General features: G+C 70.1%; 19 protein-coding genes. 9 read left to right on the top strand and 10 right to left on the bottom strand.

The genetic code is table 11. The features are described 5' to 3' along the window. Window positions 1–193 precede the first annotated feature (193 nt). Entirely contained in the window at window positions 194–3,877 is a 3,684-nt protein-coding gene (locus HNR67_RS10230; RefSeq protein WP_185001807.1) for a multifunctional oxoglutarate decarboxylase/oxoglutarate dehydrogenase thiamine pyrophosphate-binding subunit/dihydrolipoyllysine-residue succinyltransferase subunit, read from the top strand. 72 nt (window positions 3,878–3,949) lie between these two features. Then, window positions 3,950–4,132 carry a DUF6104 family protein gene (locus HNR67_RS10225; protein ID WP_185001806.1) on the top strand — a complete coding sequence of 61 codons (183 nt, stop codon included), beginning with the start codon at window positions 3,950–3,952 and terminating at the stop codon, window positions 4,130–4,132. Here the strand turns inward: HNR67_RS10225 and HNR67_RS10220 are convergent. Then, window positions 4,129–5,082: a helix-turn-helix transcriptional regulator gene (locus HNR67_RS10220; RefSeq protein WP_185001805.1), complete on the bottom strand. Its 954-nt coding sequence runs from the start codon at window positions 5,080–5,082 to the stop codon at window positions 4,129–4,131. The two genes, HNR67_RS10225 and HNR67_RS10220, sit on opposite strands and share 4 nt — an antisense overlap. A gap of 61 nt (window positions 5,083–5,143) precedes the next feature. Here HNR67_RS10220 and HNR67_RS10215 point away from each other — a divergent pair, with 61 nt between their 5' ends. From HNR67_RS10215 to HNR67_RS10205, 3 genes are all read left to right on the top strand, one after another. Beyond that, on the top strand, window positions 5,144–6,436 hold the full coding sequence (locus HNR67_RS10215) for an FAD-binding oxidoreductase (protein ID WP_185001804.1): 1,293 nt from the start codon (window positions 5,144–5,146) through the stop codon (window positions 6,434–6,436). A gap of 93 nt (window positions 6,437–6,529) precedes the next feature. Beyond that, on the top strand, window positions 6,530–7,516 hold the full coding sequence (locus tag HNR67_RS10210; RefSeq protein WP_185001803.1) for a DNA cytosine methyltransferase: 987 nt from the start codon (window positions 6,530–6,532) through the stop codon (window positions 7,514–7,516). 98 nt (window positions 7,517–7,614) lie between these two features. After that, entirely contained in the window at window positions 7,615–8,808 is a 1,194-nt protein-coding gene (locus HNR67_RS10205; protein WP_246492489.1) for a DNA cytosine methyltransferase, read from the top strand. Window positions 8,809–8,823: 15 nt separating this feature from the next. Here HNR67_RS10205 and HNR67_RS10200 read toward each other — a convergent pair whose 3' ends face one another. The 5 genes from HNR67_RS10200 to HNR67_RS10180 form a co-directional block, all read right to left on the bottom strand. Next, on the bottom strand, window positions 8,824–9,705 hold the full coding sequence (locus tag HNR67_RS10200; protein WP_185001802.1) for a DUF6339 family protein: 882 nt from the start codon (window positions 9,703–9,705) through the stop codon (window positions 8,824–8,826). Then, window positions 9,702–10,682 carry a hypothetical protein gene (locus tag HNR67_RS10195; RefSeq protein ID WP_185001801.1) on the bottom strand — a complete coding sequence of 327 codons (981 nt, stop codon included), beginning with the start codon at window positions 10,680–10,682 and terminating at the stop codon, window positions 9,702–9,704. The genes HNR67_RS10200 and HNR67_RS10195 overlap by 4 nt, the downstream gene beginning before the upstream one ends. Further along, complete coding sequence (locus tag HNR67_RS10190) at window positions 10,679–12,778, bottom strand: helix-turn-helix transcriptional regulator (protein WP_312986916.1); 2,100 nt, start codon at window positions 12,776–12,778, stop codon at window positions 10,679–10,681. The genes HNR67_RS10195 and HNR67_RS10190 overlap by 4 nt, the downstream gene beginning before the upstream one ends. Before the next feature lie 103 nt (window positions 12,779–12,881). Further along, window positions 12,882–13,304, bottom strand: coding sequence for a very short patch repair endonuclease (locus HNR67_RS10185; protein WP_185001800.1), 423 nt, complete (start codon window positions 13,302–13,304; stop codon window positions 12,882–12,884). Between the two features lie 99 nt (window positions 13,305–13,403). Further along, a complete protein-coding gene (locus tag HNR67_RS10180; protein WP_185001799.1) occupies window positions 13,404–14,372 on the bottom strand; it encodes an aldo/keto reductase in 969 nt (322 codons plus the stop codon). Between the two features lie 69 nt (window positions 14,373–14,441). On the opposite strand from HNR67_RS10180, the gene HNR67_RS10175 reads away from it, so the two are divergent. The 3 genes from HNR67_RS10175 (at window position 14,442) to HNR67_RS10165 (ending at window position 16,934) form a co-directional block, all read left to right on the top strand. After that, window positions 14,442–14,993 (top strand): AAA family ATPase, encoded by a 552-nt coding sequence (locus HNR67_RS10175; RefSeq protein ID WP_185001798.1) that lies wholly within the window; start codon window positions 14,442–14,444, stop codon window positions 14,991–14,993. Between the two features lie 67 nt (window positions 14,994–15,060). After that, the gene (locus HNR67_RS10170) at window positions 15,061–15,729 is read left to right on the top strand and encodes a response regulator transcription factor (RefSeq protein WP_185001797.1); all 669 of its coding nucleotides are present in this window, start codon (window positions 15,061–15,063) and stop codon (window positions 15,727–15,729) included. Then, window positions 15,726–16,934: a sensor histidine kinase gene (locus HNR67_RS10165; RefSeq protein ID WP_185001796.1), complete on the top strand. Its 1,209-nt coding sequence runs from the start codon at window positions 15,726–15,728 to the stop codon at window positions 16,932–16,934. Before HNR67_RS10170 ends, HNR67_RS10165 begins: the two co-directional genes overlap by 4 nt. 22 nt (window positions 16,935–16,956) lie before the next feature. Here the strand turns inward: HNR67_RS10165 and HNR67_RS10160 are convergent, their stop codons facing one another. Beyond that, window positions 16,957–17,277, bottom strand: a complete 321-nt coding sequence (locus tag HNR67_RS10160; protein ID WP_185001795.1) for a hypothetical protein — start codon at window positions 17,275–17,277, stop codon at window positions 16,957–16,959. A 106-nt stretch (window positions 17,278–17,383) separates the two neighbouring features. Here HNR67_RS10160 and HNR67_RS10155 point away from each other — a divergent pair, with 106 nt between their 5' ends. Continuing rightward, window positions 17,384–18,445, top strand: a complete 1,062-nt coding sequence (locus tag HNR67_RS10155) for a pentapeptide repeat-containing protein (RefSeq protein ID WP_185001794.1) — start codon at window positions 17,384–17,386, stop codon at window positions 18,443–18,445. Here HNR67_RS10155 and hutI read toward each other — a convergent pair. The 3 genes from hutI to HNR67_RS10140 are packed head-to-tail and all read right to left on the bottom strand — an operon-like array spanning window position 18,409 to window position 22,072. Then, entirely contained in the window at window positions 18,409–19,566 is a 1,158-nt protein-coding gene (gene hutI / locus HNR67_RS10150; protein WP_185001793.1) for an imidazolonepropionase, read from the bottom strand. The genes HNR67_RS10155 and hutI overlap by 37 nt on opposite strands. Next, window positions 19,563–20,873 carry a formimidoylglutamate deiminase gene (locus tag HNR67_RS10145; protein WP_185001792.1) on the bottom strand — a complete coding sequence of 437 codons (1,311 nt, stop codon included), beginning with the start codon at window positions 20,871–20,873 and terminating at the stop codon, window positions 19,563–19,565. The genes hutI and HNR67_RS10145 overlap by 4 nt, the downstream gene beginning before the upstream one ends. Then, on the bottom strand, window positions 20,870–22,072 hold the full coding sequence (locus HNR67_RS10140; RefSeq protein ID WP_185001791.1) for an allantoate amidohydrolase: 1,203 nt from the start codon (window positions 22,070–22,072) through the stop codon (window positions 20,870–20,872). Before HNR67_RS10140 ends, HNR67_RS10145 begins: the two co-directional genes overlap by 4 nt. Window position 22,073: the final 1 nt, after the last annotated feature.

Genomic DNA, 22,073 nt, shown 5'->3' with positions numbered 1-22,073 from the left:
ACACGCGGGTGCGGAGACCCCGCTTGAGCTGGGCTTGAGGTGCCGATTTCACACTAAAACGATCCAGTAAACGATTCTGTGACCTAGCCCTCCGCGAGCTGCCCCCGCCCTGTACCACGGTGGCGCGCGGTAGGACTAGCCTAAAAGAGAGTGTGTCTTACCCCGAGCAGATGGATCGAGGCGAGTGTCGGCCGTGTCCAGCAGCAGCCCTGCGTCACAGTTCGGCCCCAATGAGTGGCTAGTCGAGGAAATGTACGAGAACTTCCTCGCTGATCCCACCTCCGTAGACCCGGCGTGGCATGACTTCTTCGCCGACTACAAGCCGACGCAGAAGTCCGCCGACACCGGCGAGACAGCGGCGCAGTCGGCCGCCGCCAGCACTGTGACAACAACCCAGGCAGCCCCCCCGAAGGCGCCGGAAACCAACACCAACGGTCAGGCCCCGGCCGCCGCTCCCAAGGCGGTCACCCCGGCCAAGGCGAAGCCGACCCCGTCGGCCGCCGCGACCGCGACCCCGGTGAAGCAGCCCGCGGGCCCCGGCGAGCGCAAGCCGCTGCGCGGCGCGGCCGCGGCTATCGCGCGGAACATGGAGCAGTCGCTGACCGTGCCGACCGCCACCTCGGTGCGTTCGGTCCCGGCCAAGCTGCTCGCGGACAACCGGATCGTGATCAACAACCACCTCAAGCGGACCCGCGGTGGGAAGGTCTCCTTCACCCACCTCATCGGTTACGCGATCGTTCGGGCGCTGGAGAGCTACCCGAACATGAACCGGTTCTTCGCCGAGACCGACGGCAAGCCGACCATCGGCACGCCGGAGCACGTCAACCTCGGCCTGGCCATCGACCTGCCGGGCAAGGACGGCGCCCGCACGCTCGTGGTGGCCTCCATCAAGAGCTGCGAGTCCATGTCCTTCCTGCAGTTCTGGCAGGCGTATGAGGACCTGATCCGCAAGGCGCGTGGCGGCAAGCTCGGCAACGACGACTTCACCGGCACCACGATCTCGCTGACCAACCCCGGCACCATCGGCACCAACCACTCGGTGCCCCGGCTGACCGCAGGCCAGGGCGCGATCATCGGCGTCGGCGCGATGGAGTACCCGGCCGAGTTCCAGGGCGCCAGCGAGAAGGCCCTGATCAAGATGGGCATCAGCAAGATCATCACGCTGACGTCCACCTACGACCACCGGATCATCCAGGGCGCCGAGTCCGGCGAGTTCCTGCGCCGGATCCACCAGCTGCTGCTGGGCGAGGACGGCTTCTACGACAGCATCTTCGCCTCGCTGCGCATCCCGTACGAGCCGATCCGCTGGGTGGCCGACATCCCGGACGGCGCGGTGGACAAGACCGCCCGCGTGCTGGAGCTGATCGACGCCTTCCGCAGCCGCGGCCACCTGATGGCCGACACCGACCCGCTGAACTACCGCCAGCGCCGCCACCCGGACCTGGACGTGCTCTCGCACGGCCTGACCCTGTGGGACCTGGACCGGGAGTTCGCCGTCGGCGGCTTCGCGGCCCAGGAGCGGATGAAGCTGCGCGATGTCCTCGGCGTGCTGCGCAACTCCTACTGCCGCACCGTGGGCATCGAGTACACCCACATCCTCGGCCCGGCCGAGCGCAAGTGGCTGCAGGAGCGGATCGAGGTCCCGCACTCCAAGCCGGACCAGGCCGAGCAGATCTACATCCTGAGCAAGCTCAACGCGGCCGAGGCCTTCGAGACCTTCCTGCAGACCAAGTACGTCGGGCAGAAGCGGTTCTCCCTCGAAGGCGGCGAGACGGTCATCCCGCTGCTGGACGCGGTGCTGGACAAGGCAGCCGAGTACGACCTGGACGAGGTCGTCATCGGCATGCCGCACCGGGGCCGCCTCAACGTGCTGGCCAACATCGTCGGCAAGCCGATCTCGCAGATCTTCCGCGAGTTCGAGGGCAACCTGGACCCGGGCCAGGCGCACGGCTCCGGCGACGTGAAGTACCACCTCGGCGCCGAGGGCAAGTACTTCCGGATGTTCGGCGACGGCGAGGTCAAGGTCTCGCTGACCTGTAACCCCTCGCACCTGGAAGCCGTGGACCCGGTGCTGGAAGGCATCGTCCGGGCCAAGCAGGACATCCTGGACAAGGGCGCCGAGGGCTTCACCGTGGTGCCGGTCATGCTGCACGGCGACGCGGCCTTCGCCGGCCAGGGTGTGGTGGCCGAGACGCTGAACCTGGCGCTGCTGCGCGGATACCGCACCGGCGGCACCGTGCACGTGGTGGTCAACAACCAGGTGGGCTTCACCACCGCGCCGGAGTACTCGCGCTCCAGCCAGTACTGCACCGACGTCGCCAAGATGATCGAGGCGCCGGTCTTCCACGTCAACGGCGACGACCCCGAGGCCTGTGTCTGGGTGGCGAAGCTGGCGATGGAGTACCGCCGGGCCTTCGGCAAGGACGTCGTGATCGACATGATCTGCTACCGGCGCCGTGGTCACAACGAGGGCGACGACCCGTCGATGACCCAGCCGGCCATGTACGACCTGATCGACACCAAGCGCTCGGTCCGCAAGACCTACACCGAGGCGCTGATCGGCCGGGGCGACATCTCGGTCGAGGAGGCCGAGAGCGCGCTGAAGGACTTCGGCAGCCAGCTGGAGCACGTCTTCAACGAGGTCCGCGAGCTGGAGAAGCACCCGGCCGTGGTGAGCCCGTCGGTGGAGGCCGAGCAGGTCATCCCGACCAAGCTCAAGACCGCGATCTCGCTGGAGACGCTGACCCACATCGCCGACGCGCACGTCAACCTGCCGGAGGGCTTCAGCCCGCACCCTCGGGTCAAGCCGGTGCTGGAACGCCGGGCCAAGATGGCCCGCGAGGGCGGCATCGACTGGGCCTTCGCCGAGCTGCTGGCCTTCGGTTCGCTGGTGATGGAGCAGCGCCGGGTCCGGCTGGCCGGTCAGGACTCCCGCCGCGGCACCTTCGTGCAGCGGCACTCGGTGCTGATCGACCGCAAGACCGGCAAGGAATACACCCCGCTGCAGAACCTGTCCGACGACCAGGCCAAGTTCCTGGTCTACGACTCGGCGCTGTCGGAGTTCGCCGCGCTCGGCTTCGAGTACGGCTACTCGGTGGCCAACCCGGACGCGCTGGTGCTCTGGGAAGCCCAGTTCGGTGACTTCGTCAACGGCGCCCAGCCGATCATCGACGAGTTCATCTCCTCGGGCGAGGCCAAGTGGGGCCAGCGCTCCGACGTCGTGCTGCTGCTGCCGCACGGCCACGAGGGCCAGGGCCCCGACCACACCTCGGGCCGGATCGAGCGGTTCCTGCAGCTGTGCGCCGAGGGCTCGATGACCGTGGCGGTGCCCTCCACCCCGGCCAGCTACTTCCACCTGCTGCGCCGGCACGCCCTGGACGGGATCAACCGCCCGCTGGTGGTGTTCACCCCCAAGTCGATGCTGCGCCTGAAGACCGCGACCAGCCCGGTCGAGGACTTCACCGAGAGCAAGTTCCACTCGGTGCTGGCCGACCCGCTGGTGGCCGATGCGAACAAGGTCGACCGGGTGCTGCTGTGCAGCGGCAAGATCAGCTACGAACTCAACGCCGAGCGGCAGAAGCGCGGCGCGGACAACGTGGCGATCGTGCGCATCGAGCAGCTCTACCCGGTGCCGCACAAGAAGCTGGCCCTGGTGCTGGACAAGTACCCCAACGCCAAGGACGTCCGCTGGGTCCAGGAGGAGCCTGCCAACCAGGGCGCGTGGCCGTTCCTGGGGCTGTCCCTGCCGGAACTGCTGCCGGAGCGGCTGGCCGGGCTCAAGCGCGTCTCGCGGCGCGCGATGGCCGCCCCGTCGGCCGGGTCCAGCAAGGTGCACGAGGTCGAGCAGGCGGCGCTGATCGCCAAGGCTTTCGACTGATCGTTTGAAGTGTTTCCGAGCCGCCAGGTCCACTGTGGACTTGGCGGCTCGGCCTTATCCCGGAGGAAATCCGTGTACTTCACCGACCGCGGTATCGAGGAGCTGGAGCAGCGGCGCGGCGAGGAGGAGGTCACCCTGGCCTGGGTGGCCGACAAACTGCGCGCCTTCGTCGACGCCAACCCGGACTTCGAGACCACCATCGAGCGGCTGGCCACCTTCCTGGCCCGCGACGACGCCGACGACCTGGACGACTAGCCCAGCCGGTCCCGGGCCGCGCCCAGCTCGGCCCGGACCAGCTCGTCCGCCTCGACGATCTCCAGCCCGGCCCCCAGCGCGGCCAGGCTCAGCACATCCCTGGCCACCTCGCGCGGCTGGTCGGCGCTCAGCAGCACCTCGCTGCCGCCCTCGGCCTCGGTGACCCGCGCGGGCAGCAGCCGGAACACCCAGCCGAGCACCTCCCGCGGTGGCGCGGCGATCCGGACCACCGCGCGGTGCCGGTAGGGCGTGGTGGCCAGCACCCGGTCCAAGTAGGCGCCGGTGTCCGCGGCGGGCAGCTCGCGCGGCGGGAACCGGCGGCCGGTGGGGCGCGGATCGGTGATCCGGTCCACCCGGAAGGTGCGCCAGTCGGCCCGTTCCGGGTCGTAGGCCAGCAGGTACCAGAGCCGGTAGGCGGTGACCAGCCGGTGCGGTTCGACCCGCCGGTCCCCGGCCGAGCCGTCCCGCCGCCGGTAGCCGAAGCCCAGCAGCTCCCCGTCCCGCACCGCCGCGCCCAGCACGGCCAGCACCGCGGGGTCGACCTGCGCGCCGCTGACCGCCGGTACCGACTCGGTGGCCTGGGCCAGCACCGCCACCCGGTGCCGCAGCCGGGAGGGCAGGATCTGGGACAGCTTGGCCAGCGCGCGCACCGCGGTCTCGGCCACCCCGCCGACCCCGCTGCCCGCCGCGGTGAGCAGCCCGGCGGCCACCGCGACCGCCTCCTCCTCGTCCAGGGCCAGCGGCGGCATGTTCCGGCCGGAGACCAGCCGGTAGCCGCCCGCGGTGCCGGTGGAGGCGTGCACCGGGTAGCCCAGTTCGCGCAGCTTCTCCACATCGCGGCGCACGGTCCGGTCGGTGACCGCCAGCCGCTGCGCCAGCTCCGCCCCCGACCACTCCCGGCGGGCCTGCAACAACGACAGCAACCGCATGACCCTGGCCAGTGGACTCATGCCCCCAGCCTGTCACCGTTGCGGACAGAACCTGTCCGGAACGGCTCCTAACGTGGGCCGCATGTTGACCTTCGAGCCGCACTCCCCCGGCTACGACACCGAACGCGCCGCCTTCCAGACCAACTCCGGCTACCGCCCGGCCCTGGTCGTCGGCGCCACCTCCGCCGCCGATGTGCGGGCCGCGGTCCGGCTGGCCGCCGAGCGGAACCTGCCGGTCGCGGTCCAGTCCACCGGCCACGGCCTCGCTCCCACGGGAGAACCCGGAGTGCTGATCACCACCCACCGGATGCGCGAGCTGGCCATCGACCCGATCGAACGCACCGCCCGGGTCGCCGCCGGAGTGCGCTGGGGCGAGGTCCTCGACGCCGCCGCCCCGCACGGCCTGGTCCCGCTGCTGGGCAGCGCCCCGCACGTCGGCGTGCCCGGCTACACCGTGGGCGGCGGCCTGAGCCTGTTCGGCCGGGCCTTCGGCTGGGCCGCCGACCGGGTCCGCGAACTGGAGGTGGTCACCGCCGACGGCGAACTCCAGCGGGCGGTCCCCGGCTCGGACCTGTACTGGGCCCTGCTCGGCGGTGGCGCGAACCTGGGCATCGTCACCGAGTTGACCTTCGAGCTGGTCCCGATGCCGGAGCTGTGGGCGGGCGGGTTGTTCTTCGACGCCGACCTGATCCCCGAGGCACTGCGGACCTGGACCGAGTGGACCCCGACCGTCCCGGACACCCTGACCAGCTCGATCGCGGTCATCCCGTACCCGGACTTCCCCGGCGTGCCCGACCTGCTCCGCGGCCGCCGCGTCGCCCACATCCGCATCACCCAGGCAGGCCCAGCCGCCGACGCCCTGGTGACCCCACTACGCGCCCTGGGCCCGTTCCTGGACACCCTGGGCCCGATGAAGCTGACCGAGGTCGGCACGATCTACAGCGACCCCACCACCCCGGCCCCGTACTACTCCACCAACCGCCTGCTCCGCGACGCCGACGCCCTCACCACCCGCCGCCTGCTCGCCCACACCCCGGCTGGCCCGCACATCACCGAACTCCGCCACCTGGGCGGCGCGCTGGCCAGCCCGGCGCCGAACGCGGTGGGCGGCCGGGACGCGAAGTACCTGGCCACCATCACCACGCTGCGCCCGGAGCAGGCCACCGCCGCCGCGCACGAGGCGCTGTTCGCCGCGCTGGCCCCGTGGACCAGCGGCGGCCGCTTCCGCAACTTCCTCACCGACCCGGCCCAGGCCCGCTACCCGCGCCGGCTGCACGAGCTGAAGGCGCGGCTGGACCCGGCCGGGCGGTTCGGCCTGCTGCCTGGAACGACCACGGTGGCCTGCACTACCCAGGGGAATCACCACGGTCGGTGACGCCTGCACCGAGGCACCTGCTCTGCGCCAAGGAATTGACAGTGGTCGGCTCTACCCTGGAATCACGACCGTGGCTCGAAGGGAAAGCAGACCATGTCGACGGAACGACTTACCTCGCTGGAAATCTGCGCAGGCGCAGGTGGCCTGGCGCTCGGCTTGGAGCAGGCAGGCTTCGAGCCGCAACTGCTCCTGGAAAACCGCCCCGTCGCCTGCACGACACTGACAGCCAACCGTCCCAACTGGCCGGTCCTGCAGCACGATCTGATCGACTTCGACCCGGTGCACCACAAGCAGGTCTACGACGTGGACCTGCTGTCGGCAGGACTTCCGCGGGTACAGGCCGCTGCCACGGTGCACCGCACTCGTGGCAGCGACATCGAACTCGAGCTGCTCAAGGCCGCCGTAATGCTCGTGCACGGGGTTCGCCCGCGAGCGTTGTTGATCGAGAATGTGCCTGCCTTGGTGACCAAGGACGAGTACGCTCCGATCCGCGATTTCGTGGAGCAGGAACTCCACCACCTGGAATACCGGTTCGAGTGGTTTGTGATCAACGCGATGGACCACGGCGTTCCGCAGGACCGGAAGCAGGGTGTGCTGGTCGCGCTCGCCGGGGATGCGATGGCGGCGTTCAAACAGCCCGCACCCCTGCTGGGGGAGACGATCACGGTGGGGGACGCGCTGCGGGAATCCATGGCGTCTCGTGGTTGGCCGCAAGCCGACGAGTGGGCAGCGCAGGCGAACCGGGTCGCGCCGACGCTGGTCGGCGGCTCCTGGGAACGAGGTGGCGCCGATCTCGGACCAACCGGCTCAAAGCGGATCTGGGCAAAGATGGGAGTGAACGGCGGCACGGTCGCGAACGAGGTACCCGGGCCGGAGTTCCGCTGGGATCCAGCCGAGACGGATCCGCGCAAGATGGTGCGGCTGACAGTGCGGCAAGCCGCTCTGTTGCAGGGTTTCCCGGCTGACTGGACGTTCGCCGGGCGCAAGACCGCGAGCTACCGTCAGGTCGGAAACGCCTCACCGCCTGCGGTGGGCAAGGCGCTGGGCACTGCCATCCGGGACGCGCTGAACGCAGGATGAGGGCACGTCGAAGGGTCGTCGCCGACGGCCCTATAACATCCGATCTCATGTCTCCCGCTCCAGCACCGTCGTCCTGTCTCGCGGAGGAACAACTCCACTTGGACATCGAGGTCGGCGAGCTGGAGCGGGCCAAGCTCACTCCTGCTCGAGAACTGACCGTGCGAACGCGGCCCGACCGGATCCACATGGTCGATCTGTTCGCGGGCCCTGGCGGACTCGATGTGGCCGCGCACTGGCTGGGTTTGCAGGTCGACGGGATCGAAATGGACGCGAACGCCTGCGCCACCCGCGACGCAGCCGGACTTCGCACGGTAGAAGGCGATGTGCGCGACCACGGGCCTGCGGAGTTCTACGATTCCGGCGATTTTCGGATCTTGGCCGGTGGGCCCCCCTGCCAGACCTACACGGTGGCAGGCGGCGGTGCAGGTCGACGGGCGCTGAACGAAGTACTCGAGCTGGTGAAGGCCATGTCTCCCACCTCAGGGGAGGATCCGGCCGCCAAATGGCAGGGCATCAACGCACGGCTGGACGAGCTGGACGATGTGCGCACGGGCCTGGTGGTCGAACCGCTGCGGTGGGTGCTGCAGGCGCACGAGGCGAAGCGGCCCTATGACGCCATCGTGTTGGAGCAGGTTCAGACCGTGCTCCCGGTGTGGTTGGCGGTGAAGGAAGTACTCGAACAGCTCGGCTACCAGGTGGTGTGCGGGATCCTGCGTACTGAGGAGTTCGGGGTCCCCCAGACCCGCCGCCGAGCCATTCTGATTGCCCGACTCGGTTGCGCACCCAGCCTTCCGGAGCAAACCCACCAGCCGTACCGCAAGCAAGGCAAGTACTCCGAGGAGGAACTGAAGCGGATCGAGTGCACCACGATGCAGGATGCGCTCAAACGCTCCGAAGAGTTCAAGGTGATCTCCAACTACGGCACCGGCGGCGATCCCAAGGCACGGGGGCAGCGCACGTTCAACCAACCTGCCGCCACCATCACCGGGAAGGTGTCCCGGAACCGGCTCGAACGGCTGGATGGCACCGCACTCAAGTCTGATTCACCTCGGCTAAGCCTGGACGAGGCCGGCAGGTTGCAGACATTCCCGGCCAAGTACCCCTGGTCAGGCAAGGACCAGGCGCAGCAGATCGGCAATGCCATTCCGCCGCGCCTGGCCGCACACATCCTGGCCGCCACACTGGGATGGCAGCTCGACCAGCACGCGCTGAAGGACGCCGTCTACGGGCCGTGGGAGGAGACCAAGAGCAGCAAGCCGCTGGCTCCCCGGCTCCCCGGCGAGGACGACTGACCCCGAGCACCGCGCTCACTCGTCCTCCTCTACCGCCCGTTGCCGTTGCCGGAGTGGAGCTTCGGCGAGCAACCGCTCGAACAGGGGCAGCAACGCGTCCACCGCGTGTTGGCTCACCGCTCCGTCGTCCGGTCCGTCGGGCAGGCGATCCCATGGGACTGCCGGGGCCAGTGCTCCCGCGGTGATCCAGTCCGCCAGTGCGTCCTCGTCAGCGGGCTCGTCCGGCGCCAGGACGTCGTAGACCAGGGTGCTGCCTGCCGCGTTCACCGCGGAGGACAGGGTGTTGGCCCGGTCGCCGAGTCCGGAGACACCGCTGTCTTCCAGCCGTTGCAGGAGTTGGATGATCGCCGCTGCAGTCGGCCGGTGGTCGATGACGTCCAGCCGCATGGTGGTGTTCAGCACGTCCTGGATGCGGCAGGCGACTTCCACCGGGCGGTAGTCCTCGCCACTGCGGAACAACTCGGCGGCCCACCAGAGGCGGGAGAACGCCTGGGTGTAGTGCGGTCCGACAAAACGAGCGACCTGTGCGATCTCCCTGCGCCGATGCCGCCAGACCACGTAGTCCGGTGCGACGATCATGCTCAGGAAGTTCCACCGGCGGCTGTCAGCCGCCTCGGCCCTGGTCATCCGCAGGGTGGCGTGTAGACGCGGCGCGAGCCAGCGGTCGGCCAGAGGCGGATCACCGTCAAAACGGTTCATCGCCTCGTCGAGCAGCCTGCGCACCGGCTCGACGTGCCAACGCTCCTCGGTCTCCGGCAGCGCCACGGACATCTTGGCCAGCGCACCCCGGGGCGGTTTCTCCTGGCCTGCCTGCATCCCGCGGCTGAGGTACTTGGTGACGGCCGCGTCGGACAGCAGTCCCAGCCCCGACGGGATGGCGGGAGTGTTGCGACTCATGGCTTCCTGCCCTCCTCGGCGCGGTCCAGCGACCGCATCGCGTTGGTCAGCTTCTTGGTGACCTGGCTGCGTTTGCCCGCGGCATATTGGATCCTGGTCTGCAGCTCCGGCCAGCCGTAGCCCTTGGTGCGCCGTTCGTTGATGTTGAACAGCGCGTCGGTGAGCTGTCGCTCGGGCAGCACGTCCGGCAGCATCATGCGCAGCACCTGTTCCCGCCAGCCTGCGGGCATGACCGGGGTGTCGTCTTCGTCGGTGTCGAGGTCGCTGATCGCGGTGTGGAACATGGCGGTCCAGGCGTCCTGGGCGATCTGGCTGGCCGTCATCTCCCGCACCACCTTCTCCGCAGCCGTACCGCCCGTGCCGTCCACAACATCCAGCAACCCCTCCACCGCCGTGGTGTTGAGGTAAACGACCGGGGTATCCCCGGTTGTCTCGACGACCCACAAGGATTCTTTGAAGGAGCGCAACCAGTCGGGATCGCCCTCGCGGAAATCGGTCTGCACGATGGGGATCTCTTGCTGCCGCACGGGTACGTCCCGGTTGAGGTCGACGTACCAGTCCCGCTCCGTGGTGCCGACGGCGCGGCCTGCCACGCCGCTGACCGTTCCCACCACGGTGAGGGACAGTTCGGCCCGGTTCAGGTGCCGAGAACGGACCAGATCGATGGCGCCTTGCCACCTACCGTCATCGGCCCGCTTGAGGCGTGCGGTGTGCCGGGCGTTGGTGGCCTTCTCCGCCAGCACCGCCAGGCACACCAGGTCGGTCCACGGGCCTGCCGCGATCTCCTGGTCGGGCAGCGTGGCTCGCAGACGCAGCGAGGCAATCTCCCATTCGTCCCGACCGATCTGGTGCAGTGCCACTGCCTGGTCGAGCTTGGAGATCTTGCTGTAAGGCAGCTCGATGCCGTCCACGGTCACCGCAACCACCTCGAGCTCGACGATCCCGATGAACGTCTGGTACGGGAACACCGGTTTCACGCAGCACCTCCACGAGCCTTGTGCACGTCCACGATCAGCCGGGCGTAGCTGCTGCGCACGGGGTGCGTGCGCGGATCGGTCAGGCCGGTGAAGACGGCCGAGCGGGCCCCTGCGGCGACGACCAGGTTGCCGTTCTCGATCCGGCAGTTGTCGGCTGCGGTCAGCAGCGACCAGCCGACCACCGGTCTGCCACCGGAGCGCACGTCGAACTTGGCGACCGGGGTGAGCAGCCACGGGTCCTCGGCATCGGGCAGTCTGAGATCGACTCGGACGTGCCAGGAGCCGGATTCCTCGACCTCGGCAATAACGCTGCGTACCGTCGGCACGTTGGGCGCTCTGCGCTTGCCCACTGCTCCCGGCCCGTCCAACTTCAGCAATTCACGTAGCACCGATGGCCCGCCGTCACTGCGGATCTCACGGCGCCCGATCAGGTTGCGTACGGCCTCGTCGATCGCTTCCCGGAACTCGCGCAGCCTGCTGAGCGCCCCCCGCTGGTAGATCGAGGTCAGTTCCTCCGTGCGGCCCCACTGGTTGTGCTCCGGGGGTTCGGAGGCACGCAGGAACCGCTCGGCGAGTTCGGTCTCCGGGCCGTTGCCGCCGGTCGCGTACCCGGCCAACAGGACGGCTTGGAACGGGGAGGCGCCCAGTGGCAGATCCCGCGGCCGCCGCTCCACGACCGTCATCCGGTTGCCACGCATGTACACGATCTTGTTGCGCTGTTCGGTGTCGTCCGCGGGCGTGAGCAACAGGACGGCCGAGTGCACGCACTCCTCGCCCGTGGTCCGCCCCGCCGAGCGCAACGGCGGAACGGTCAACGGGACGACGGTCTTGGCAACCTGGTCGCCGGAGATCAACGCATCGACTGTCTCGCCGTCCAGGTATGCCTGGAACGCCCGGCACAGTGCAGGCCTGCTGGTGCGGGGGTCGACCCGCTGCTCGGGGATGAGCACGTGGCCGTTGCGCAGGGTGGTGACCCGGGCCTCCAGCAGTGGGCCCGCGTCTCGGCCGCCGATCATCGCGGCCCAGAACGCCTCGGCCAGCGAGTTGACCAGCTTCTCGTGCATGTCCGACAGGCCCTCGGCATCGCCGGAGGCGTCATGCGCGCCGACCACCAGGAACGAGGTGCCGGGATCGGCGACGGGCCGCTCCAGGTGCAGATCGCGGACCGTGCGCTCGTCGGCCCACCATGAGCGGGAGACACCGTGGTGGCTCGGCTCGGTGTCGGGTTCGCCGAACCAGGCGGGCCCCGCGTACGCCTGGCCGTCGACCGTACGCCAGGGCAGGTCCAGCCTGCCGACGAGCCGCCGCTCGGTGTGGCCCTCGTGCGGTTCGGAGAGGGTGGAGTTCATCAGCACCAGGCTGAAGCGGCTGGTGGCCCACAGGGTGACCTTGCCGAGGCCGTAGGACCCACCCGCTGCCTTGTCCGACTTGTTGTGGCTGTCCAACTGCCTGCGCACCACCGCCGCGAACCGACCGTCGCTGTACTCCGGACCGGTGAGCCCGGAGGCGTTGTAGTCGTCGATGCGCAGCAGGAGCAGGGACCGACTGGCATCCAGGTCGTCCAAGGCGGCACGGAGACTGCGGCCGACCTTCTGCTGAGTGTCCGCGGCCGCTCGGTAGTGCTCGGCCAGCTCATCCCAACGCAGTGACTTGAGGAAGGCGTCCAGGTGCTCGCCGGTCAGCTCGTGCAGCGTGTAATGCACCCGCACCGGGCTGGTTGGATCCCGACGTTCGTCGAGGGAGTTCTGGGTAGCCTCGCGGGCGAGCACCGACAGGTCCGCGCCAAAGGCGAAGGCGGCGGCGTTCCCGTACTCCCGGCCGCCGTCGGGGTGCGCGGGCCGATGGTGCCATTGGAGCGGCAGGTTGCCTGCCACGTTGTCGGCCAGGTTGCGGACCGCGTCCATGTCGATCTCGAGGATCTCGGCGATCCTGCGCTGGGTCTCCGCACGGGGCACGGCGCGACTGGTTATCCAGGCGGAGACCGCGGCGCGGGTGAGATTCAGCTTGTCGGCGAGCTGAGCCTGGGTCATGCCTGCCCGCCGGAGCTGGCGGCCCAGCCACGGGCCGAATTCCTTGTCCTGGTCCGCGTTCAACACGGGCGGCACCCTCCGTTGCGGTCCCGACCCCGAACATGAGGCAGGAGCGGAATGTCGTCCGTTTGACTATCCATCACTCGTCAAATGATGTCAAACAAGCAGGTCAGTGGGCAGCTCGGCGGAGTTCCACCACCGCACGCACCCGCTCGGCCGCCGCCTCCGCCGACTCGTGCTCCCACACTCGAACGGCCAGCCACCCGGCCTCGGCAAGCCGGGTATCCGTATCGAGGTCTCGGCTCCGATTGCCCTCGATCTTGGTTCGCCAGAACTCGGCATTGCGCTTCGGCCAGGTGGCGTGTTCGGGGCAGCCGTGCCAGAAGCACCCGTCAACGAACACCGCTACCCGGGCCGACACGAAAACGATGTCGGCCTCCCGCCGAACCCCGCGCACCGGCCGCCGGTGAACCCGGTACCGCAGACCCGCCGCGTACAACGCGCGACGCAGGGCCAGCTCCACCTGGGTATCGCGCGAACTCTGCTTGCTCATCCGAGCCCGAACGGCAGGCGTCGTCTCCAGTGGCTCCACTGTGCCATTCTGGCAAGCACCTCAGTCGGCCGAATTGCCGGAATCCACGGCGTCCTGCGGCGGCGAACGCCGTCCACCGCCGCAGGACATTTGCGTTGGCTAGAACCCCGAGACGGCGTGCGGCGTGTAGGGCGCCTCCAGCCGGGCGATCTCATCCTCGGACAGCTCAAGCCCGACCGAGGCGACCGCGTCGTCCAGGTGCGACATCTTGGTGGCGCCCACGATGGGGGCGGTCACCGCGGGGTTGTGCAGCAGCCAGGCCAGGCCGACCTGGGCCCTGGGCACCCCGCGTTCGGCGGCCACCGCCGCCACCGCGTCCACCACGACCCGGTCGCTGTCCTGGTAGAGGGTCCGGCCGAAGCCGTCGGTCTCGGTGCGGGCGGTGACCTCGTCCCAGTCCCTGGTGAGGCGGCCGCGGGCCAGTGGGCTCCACGGGATGACGCCGATGCCCTCCTCCGCGCACAGCGGCAGCATCTCGCGCTCTTCCTCGCGGTAGATCAGATTGTAGTGGTTCTGCATGGAGACGAACCGGGTCCAGCCGTTGAGGTCGGCCAGGTAGAGCATCTTGGCGAACTGGTAGCCGTGCATCGAGGAGGCGCCCAGGTAGCGGACCTTGCCCGACTTCACCGCGTCGTGCAGGGCTTCCAGGGTCTCCTCGATCGGGGTGTGCCGGTCGAAGCGGTGGATCTGGTACAGGTCGATGTAGTCGGTGCCCAGCCTGCGCAGGCTGTTGTCCAGCTCGGTGAAGATCGCCTTCCGGGACAGCCCGCGCCGGTTCGGCCCCTCCCCCATCGGCAGGTACACCTTGGTGGCCAGCACGATCTCGTCCCGCCGCCCGTACTCGCCGAGCAGCTTGCCGACGATCTCCTCACTGGTGCCGTCGCTGTAGGCGTTCGCGGTGTCGAAGAAGTTGATCCCCAGCTCGACCGCCTTCTTGATGAACGGCCTGCTCTGCTCCTCGGTCAGCGACCACGGGTGGGTGCCGCGCTCGGGCACGCCGTAGCTCATGCACCCCAGGCAGATCCGCGAGACATCCAGCCCGGTGGCCCCCAGCTTCACATACTCCATGCGGCCGAACCTACGCCGCCCTCGCCCGCGCGGCAGCGCATTTCCAGTCCCTGGGCCATCATCGACGGCATGAGCGAGCCCGTGTCACCAGGACAGGTCATCGTGCTCACCGGCCCGCCGGGAGCGGGCAAGAGCACGGTGGCGCGGTTGCTGGCCGATGAGCTGTCGCCCAGCGTGCACCTGCACACCGACGACTTCTACAAGTTCATCCGGCGCGGCGCGATCGCGCCCTACCTGCCCGAGGCCCAGCGGCAGAACGAGATCGTGATCGACGTGCTGGCCACCGCCGCCTTCGGCTACGCAGCCGGTGGCTACGACGTGGTGGTGGACGGCGTGATCGGCCCGTGGTTCCTGGACGTCTTCCGCAAGGCGGGCGCCGGGTTCGCCGTGCACTACGTGGTGCTGCGGCCCAACGAGGCGATCACCATCGGCCGGGCGGTGGACCGGGGGCCCGGCGCGCTGACCGAGGTGGCGCCGATCCGGTCGCTGTACAAGCAGTTCAGCGGACTGGGTGAGCTGGAACGGCACGTCGTCGACTCCGGGTCGCTGGACGCCGAGGACACCACCACCGCGGTGCTGGCCGGGATCGCCCGCGGCGCGTACCGGCTGGCCGAGGGCTGAGTCCGGGCCGAAAATCCACCGAAAGCGTGGCCGGACCCGGGGTCGGCGGCGGGATACCGTCGGCGGGGTGCGACTGCTGATCGTGGAGGACGAGGCGGACCTGGCCAGTGCGCTGCGCACCGGCCTGAGCCACGCCGGGTACGCGGTGGACACCGCGGCCACCGGCGCCGAGGCGCTGGCCAAGTTCGGGGTGCACGCCTACGACCTGGTGGTGCTGGACCTGAACCTGCCGGACGGGGACGGGCTGCTGCTGTGCCGCCGGATCCGCTCGGTCAGCGGGGTGCGCATCCTGATGCTCACCGCCCGCGCCAGCCTGGCCGACCGGGTGCGCGGCCTGGACCACGGCGCGGATGACTACCTGGTCAAGCCGTTCGCGCTGGCCGAGTTGCTGGCCCGGCTGCGCGCACTGCTGCGCCGGGACGGGGACACCGGGGAGCCGGTGCTGCGCGCCGGCGGGCTGGAACTGGATCCGGCCAGCGGCGAGGTGTCCCGGGGTGGGGTGCCGATCACGTTGACCCGCAAGGAGTTCGGCGTGCTGCGCTACCTGATGTCCAGGCCCGGCAGGCTGATCCCGGCCGAGGAACTGCTCGAACACGTGTGGGACGAGTTCGCCAACCCGTTCACCGAGACCGTGCGGGTGACGGTGGGCACGTTGCGGCGCAAGGTGTCCAGCCCCGGCGGGACGCCGCCGATCGAGACCGTGATCGGCCGCGGCTACCGGCTGGTGGACCGGTGAGCGCGCGCCGCTGGCTGACCACGATCCGGTTCCGGCTCACCGTGTCCTACTCGGCCTGGGTGTTCGTGCTGGGCGCGCTGGTGATCACCTCGATCTACCTCGGCGTGCTGTACACGCTGGAGAGCGCCCCGCCGTTGGAGCAGGAGGGGCTCAAGGTGTTCATCCATGACGTCGGGGGCACCACGATGGGCTGGACGGTGGACAAGCAGAACGCGGTGGAGAGCTTCGAGCGCAAGATCCAGTACCGGGCGATCTCCCTGCTCGGCCGGTACTCCGCGATCGCGCTGTCCGCGTTGTTCCTGCTGAGCCTGCTCATCGGCTGGTGGCAGGCCGGCCGCGCACTGCGCCCGATCCGCCGGATCACCCAGCGCGCCAGGGAGATCGGCGCCACCGACCTGTCCCGCCGGATCGCCCTGGACGGTCCCCCTGACGAACTGCGCGGCCTGGCCGACACCATCGACGACATGCTGGCCAGGCTGGACACCGCCTTCGCCGACCAGCGCCGCCTGCTCGGCGACGCCTCGCACGAGCTGCGCAACCCGCTGGCGATCATCCAGGCCAACGTGGACGCGGTGCTCACCCGCCCGGACGCGACGGTGTCCGAACGCGACCAGGCGGGTGAGGTGGTGCGCCGGGCGGTGCTGCGGATGAGCGGCCTGGTCGAGGACCTGCTGGCCACCGGCCGCCGGGACGCGCCCGCCTTCGCCGAGACCGAGTCCGACCTCGCCGCACTGGCCGAGGAATCAGCCGCCGAACACGACCAGCTCGCCACCGAGGCCGGGCTCGCCCTCACCCGAGAGCTGACCCCAGGGCTGCGGGTGATCGGCGACCGCGACGCGCTGAAACGCGCCACCGCCAACCTGTTGAGCAACGCGCTGCGCTTCGCCCCCGAGGGCAGCGCGGTGCGGCTGGCCACCGGCCGCGGCGACGGCTGGTGCTGGATCGCGGTGCACGACGAGGGCCCCGGCATCCGCCCGGACGACCAGCCCCGGGTTTTCGACCGGTTCTGGCAGGCCGGCGAACACGCCGCGCACAACGGCCACAGCGGACTGGGCCTGGCGATCGTGCGGCAGATCATGGAGGGCCACGACGGCCGCGTCACCGTGCACAGCGTCCCCGGCCAGGGCTGCACCTTCGTGCTGTGGCTACCGGATCAGACGGCCGCACACCGCACCGCGTCACCCCAGCCGGCCGGGCAGGGCTGACCACCCCACCCGGCCCCGGACCTCAGCCCTTGCGGCAGGCGGCCTTGACGTGCGCCGACCCCAGGTAGAGCTTCTCCGACTTCTTCTCCACCGTGACCAGCCCACCCAGCTTCTTGCAGGTGGTCCCGGTCCGCTTCTCGTGCTCGGCGATACCCCGGTCCACCCCGTCCTGCGCCAGCCGGATGGCCTGGTCCGCGGTCTCCGCGAGGGCGGCGGCCCCGAACGAGATCACTCCCGGCTTGCCCGGCTTCGCGGCCTCGTCCGCCATGGCGACCGAAGCGGTACCCAACGGCAGCCCGATGGCCAGCGCGCCGACCAGGAGGATGGACTTCAGCGACCTCATGGAATTTCTCCTTGGTGTAGGTGGGAAAACCACGAGCAGTCAACCGAAACAGGGGGAAAACCAACCGAAAGCCAAGATCACCCGGGCGGGCTGGGACCATGGGCGGATGACTGCTCCGCGGGTGCCGTTGACGCCGTTGCGCTGGTGGTGGGTTGCCGTGTCGGCTGGGGTGGTCGTGCTGGCGGGGCTGGGGATCGGGTGGTGGTTGTGGCGGGCGGCGGGTGGGTTGCCGGAGCCGGAGGCGACGAAGGCGCAGATCGAGGCGATCCGGACCGGGCTGACCACCTCGGCGGGGGTGGGTGCGGCGCTGGCGTTGCTGCTGGCGGTGCGGCGGCAGCGGGCGACCGAGATCGGGCTGGGGTTGCAGGACGCGGATCTGGCGCAGAAGGAGCAGGTGGCGGCGGACGTCCGGCATGACGCGGCGGAGAAGCGGATCACTGAGCTGTATACGAAAGCGGCGGATCAGCTGGGGTCGGACAAGGCGCCGGTGCGACTGGCGGGGTTGTACGCGCTGGAGCGGCTGGGCGAGGGCAATCCGGACCACCGGCAGACGGTGATGAACCTGTTTTGCGCGTACCTGCGGATGCCGTACGAGGGCGGAGAGGAGGAGCGCCAGGTCCGGCTTACCGCGCAGCGGATTCTGGCCTGGCACCTGCTGCGGGAGACCGCGCAGTTCTGGCCAGCGATCAGCCTCGACCTCAGCGGCGCGGTTCTGCTGGACTTCACCCTGAGTCAGTGCGTGGTGGACAGCGTGAACTTCCGCGACGCCGAGTTCCAGGGTGACGCGGACTTCTCGGGGACCGAGGTTCACCTGTCCACCGACTTCACCGGCGCGAAGTTCACCCGCCGAGCCGAGTTCGCCGATGTCGATCTGGCCCACGCGAGCTTCGAGGAGGCGCGTTTCCTCGGTTCCGTCGACTTCGGCTACGCGAAATTCCCTTGGATGGCCAGTTTCCTGGGAGCGGTCTTCACGGTGCCCGCGGTCTTCAGCGATCCGGTGCCGGACAAGGTCGATCTGGACCTGGCCCGCACCCGGGTCGGCACCGATGATCACTGGCCCGAGGGCTGGATCGTGCGGCCACCGGCCCGCGAGGCCGAGGGCCGGATCGACGGTCTGCCAGGGACCTGGGGCTACTTGACCCGCAGCCCGGACCGCCAGACCGAGTGAGTCAACGGCACCCCCGGCCGGTAAGCCAGGTGCGTCGCCGACGGCGCGTTCAACACATGCACGTCCGCGCGAGAACCCGGACGCAGCACCCCGACCGCCCCATCCCCGCTCTCCCGCCCCAGCGCCCGCGCCCCACCCCAGGTGGCCGCGCGCACCGCTTCCTCCACCGTGAGGCGCATCTGGAGGACCGCGGTGGTCACGCAGAAGGCCATGGACGAGGTGTAGCTGGAGCCGGGGTTGCAGTTGGAGGCCAGGGCAATGGTGGCCCCGGCGTCCACCAGCTTGCGGGCTTCGGGCAGCGGCTGGCGGGTGGAGAGGTCGCAGGCGGGGAGCAGGGTGGCGACGGTGTTGGAGTTGGCGAGGGCGTCGATGTCGCTGGGGGTCAGGTGGGTGCAGTGGTCGACGCTGGCTGCGCCGAGTTCCACCGCCAGGCGGACGCCGGGGCCGTAGCCGAGCTGGTTGCCGTGCACGCGCAGGCCGAGGCCCTTGGCGGCGGCGGCTTTCAGGACGGTGCGGGACTGGTCCTCGTCGAAGGCGCCGGTTTCGCAGAAGACGTCGGCCCAGCGGACGTGCGGGGCGACCGCGTCCAGCATCTCGCCACAGACCAGATCCACGTAGTCGTCGGCGTCCCAGCCTGGTGGCACCAGGTGTGCGCCCAGGAAGGTGACCTCGTCGGCGAGTTGGGCGGCGATGCGGGCGGAGCGGAGTTCGTGTTCGGTGTTGAGGCCATAGCCGGTTTTGGTTTCCAGGTAGGTGGTGCCCTGGGCGACGGCTTCGGCGAGGTGGCGGCGCAGGCCCTCGAGCAGCTCGGTGTCGGTGGCCTCGCGGGTGGCGTTGACGGTCACCGCGATGCCACCGGCTTTGTACGGCTGGCCCGCCATGCGAGCGGTGAACTCGGCGGTGCGGTCGCCGGCGAAGAGCAGGTGGGTGTGGCTGTCCACCCAGCCGGGCAGCACGGCCCGGCCCTCGACGTCGACCAGGTTGTCCGCGGCGGGCGCGCTCGCGGCCGGACCGGCCCAGACCACCCGGTCGCCGTCGAGCACCAGGGCGGCGTCGGTCAACTGGCCCAGTCCGGGGTCGTTGGTGGTCAGCTCACCGATGCCGGTGATCAGGACGGTCATGCCCACACCTCGTTGATCGCCTTGGCCAGCAACGGACCCACCGGGCCGAGCCGGACGTGTTCACCATGCCGGACGACCATCTGGCCGCCGTTGACCACACTGTCCACATCGGACGCGGTGGCTGCCAGCAGGACCTGGTCCGGACGGCAGCCCGCGGTACGCACCGAGTCCAGCCGCAGTGCCACCAGATCGGCTCGCTGGCCGACCGCGATCTGGCCCGCGTCCGGCCAGCCGAGTGCCCGGTGACCGTCCACTGTGGATGCTTTGAGCAGTTCGGCCGGGGTGAACCGGCCGCGCTGGCCGGTGCGCAGGCGTTCGTGGTGCTCCAGCGCCCTGGCTTCCAGGATCGGGTCGTTGACCGCGTGCTGGTCACTGCCCAGGGAGAGCGGGCTGCCCGCGTCGGCCAGCTCGCGGGCCGGGCCGATGCCGTCGGCGAGGTCGGCCTCGGTGGTCGGGCAGAAGCAGGAGCCGGTGCCGGTCTCGCCGAGCAGTGCGATGTCGCCGGGGGTCAGGTGGGTGGCGTGCACCGCGGTGGTGTGCGGGGACAGCGCGCCCGCGGCGTGCAGGAGTTCGGCCGGGGTCAGGCCGTGCGCGGCCTGGCAGGCCTCGTTCTCGGCTGGCTGTTCGGACAGGTGCACGTGCAGTGGACGGCCCGAAGCGCCCGCGACCACGTCGGCGAGCTGGTCGCGGGGCACCGCGCGGACCGAGTGGATGGCCGCGCCGATCCGGGTGTTGGCGTCCTCGGGCATGGCGGCGACCCGGGCGGCCCAGCTCGCCGCGTCGCCGTCGCCGAAGCGGAGTTGTTCCGGGGCGAGCGGAGCGCCGAAGCCCGCGGACAGGTAGCAGGTGTCCAGCAGGGTGAGCCGGATGCCTGCCTCGGCGGCGGCCTGGCGCAGGGCCTCGCCCATCGCGTTGGGGTCGCGGTAGGGCTTGCCGCCGGGGGCGTGGTGCACGTAGTGGAACTCGCCGACCGCGGTCACCCCGGACAGCGCCATCTCGGCGTACACCGCGCGGGCCAGCCGCCGGTAGTTGTCCGGGTTGAGCTTGGCGGCCAGCGCGTACATGCCCTCCCGCCAGGTCCAGAAGGTGCCGCCGTCGCCGTGCGTGCGCCCGCGCAGCGCCCGGTGGAAGGCGTGCGAGTGCGCGTTGGCGAACCCGGGCAGCACCACCCCCGGCAGCCGCCGGGCACCAAGTGGCGGTCTGTCCACTGTGGACACCTCGGTGAACAGGCCGTCCTCGGTGCGGATCAGCACGCCGCTGGTCACTCCGCCGGGCAGCCAGGCCTGTTCACACCAGTAGCTGCTCATCGGGTGAGCTGTTCCACGACGTGGGCCAGTGCGGTGACCCCGGCCTCGCAGTCGGCCGGTTCGGCGTGTTCGGCCGGGGCGTGGCTGATGCCGGTGGGGTTGCGCACGAACAGCATCGCGGTGGGCACCTTGGCGGCCAGGATCCCGGCGTCGTGCCCGGCCCCGGTCGGCAGCGCGGGCACCCCGCCGAGCTGGGCGGCGAGCTGATCACGCAGGGCCGGATCGAAGATCACCGTATCGCCGTAGGACTCCTCGGTCACCGCGACCTCGCAGCCCTCGGCCTCGGCGGCGTCCCTGGCCGCGGCGGTGATCTCGGCGACCACGTTGCGGGTGACCTCGTCGGTGGCCGCCCGCGCGTCCAGCCAGACGTCCACCGCGGAGGCGATCACGTTGGTACCGCCCGGATTCGGGATGAGCTTGCCCACCGTGGCCCGAGCCCCGTCCACCGCCCGCGCCGCGGCCCGCGCGGCCAGCACCAGCTGGGCGGCCGGCAGCATCGGGTCGGTGCGGTCGCCGATCAGGGTGGCCCCGGCGTGGTTGCCCTCGCCGGTGAACCGGAACCGCCAGCGGCCGTGCGCCAGGATCGAGCTGGCCACCCCGACCGGCGCGTCCACGTCGACCAGCCCCTTGCCCTGTTCCACGTGCAATTCGACGAAGCAGCCGATACCGGCCAGTGCTTCCGGGTCCGGCCCGAGCCGGGCCGGGTCGAACCCGGCCGCGTCCACCGCGTCGGCCAGGGTGATCCCATTGAGGTCGGTGAGCCGCCGCGCCGCGTCCGGATCGATGCTGCCGGCCATCAGCCGGGAGCCGAGGCAGGGCACGCCGAAGCGCCCGCCCTCCTCCTCGGCGAACACGGTCACCGCGAACGGCCGCCGCGGCTGGAATCCCCTTGCCTGCAACACATCCACCGCGGCCAGCGCGGAGACCACGCCGAGCGGCCCGTCGAAGGCGCCGCCGCCGGGCACTGAGTCGAGGTGGCTGCCGGTGATGACCGCGTCCTTGCCGGGCGCGCCCCACCAGGCCCACAGGTTGCCGTTGCGGTCGTTGTCCACCGTCAGGCCGCGTTTGCCGGCCTCGGCGATGAACCACTCGCGCAGTTCCAGTTCCACCACGTCGAACCCGTGCCGGGAGTACCCGCCGCGCTGGCGGTCGGCCCCGACGCCGCTGATGTCCGACAGCAACCCCGTCGCAGTGCTCATA

Source organism: Crossiella cryophila (assembly GCF_014204915.1).
Taxonomy (GTDB): domain Bacteria; phylum Actinomycetota; class Actinomycetes; order Mycobacteriales; family Pseudonocardiaceae; genus Crossiella; species Crossiella cryophila.
The sequence above is the reverse complement of the archived record's forward strand: the minus strand, read 5'-3'. Positions and strand labels throughout refer to the sequence as shown.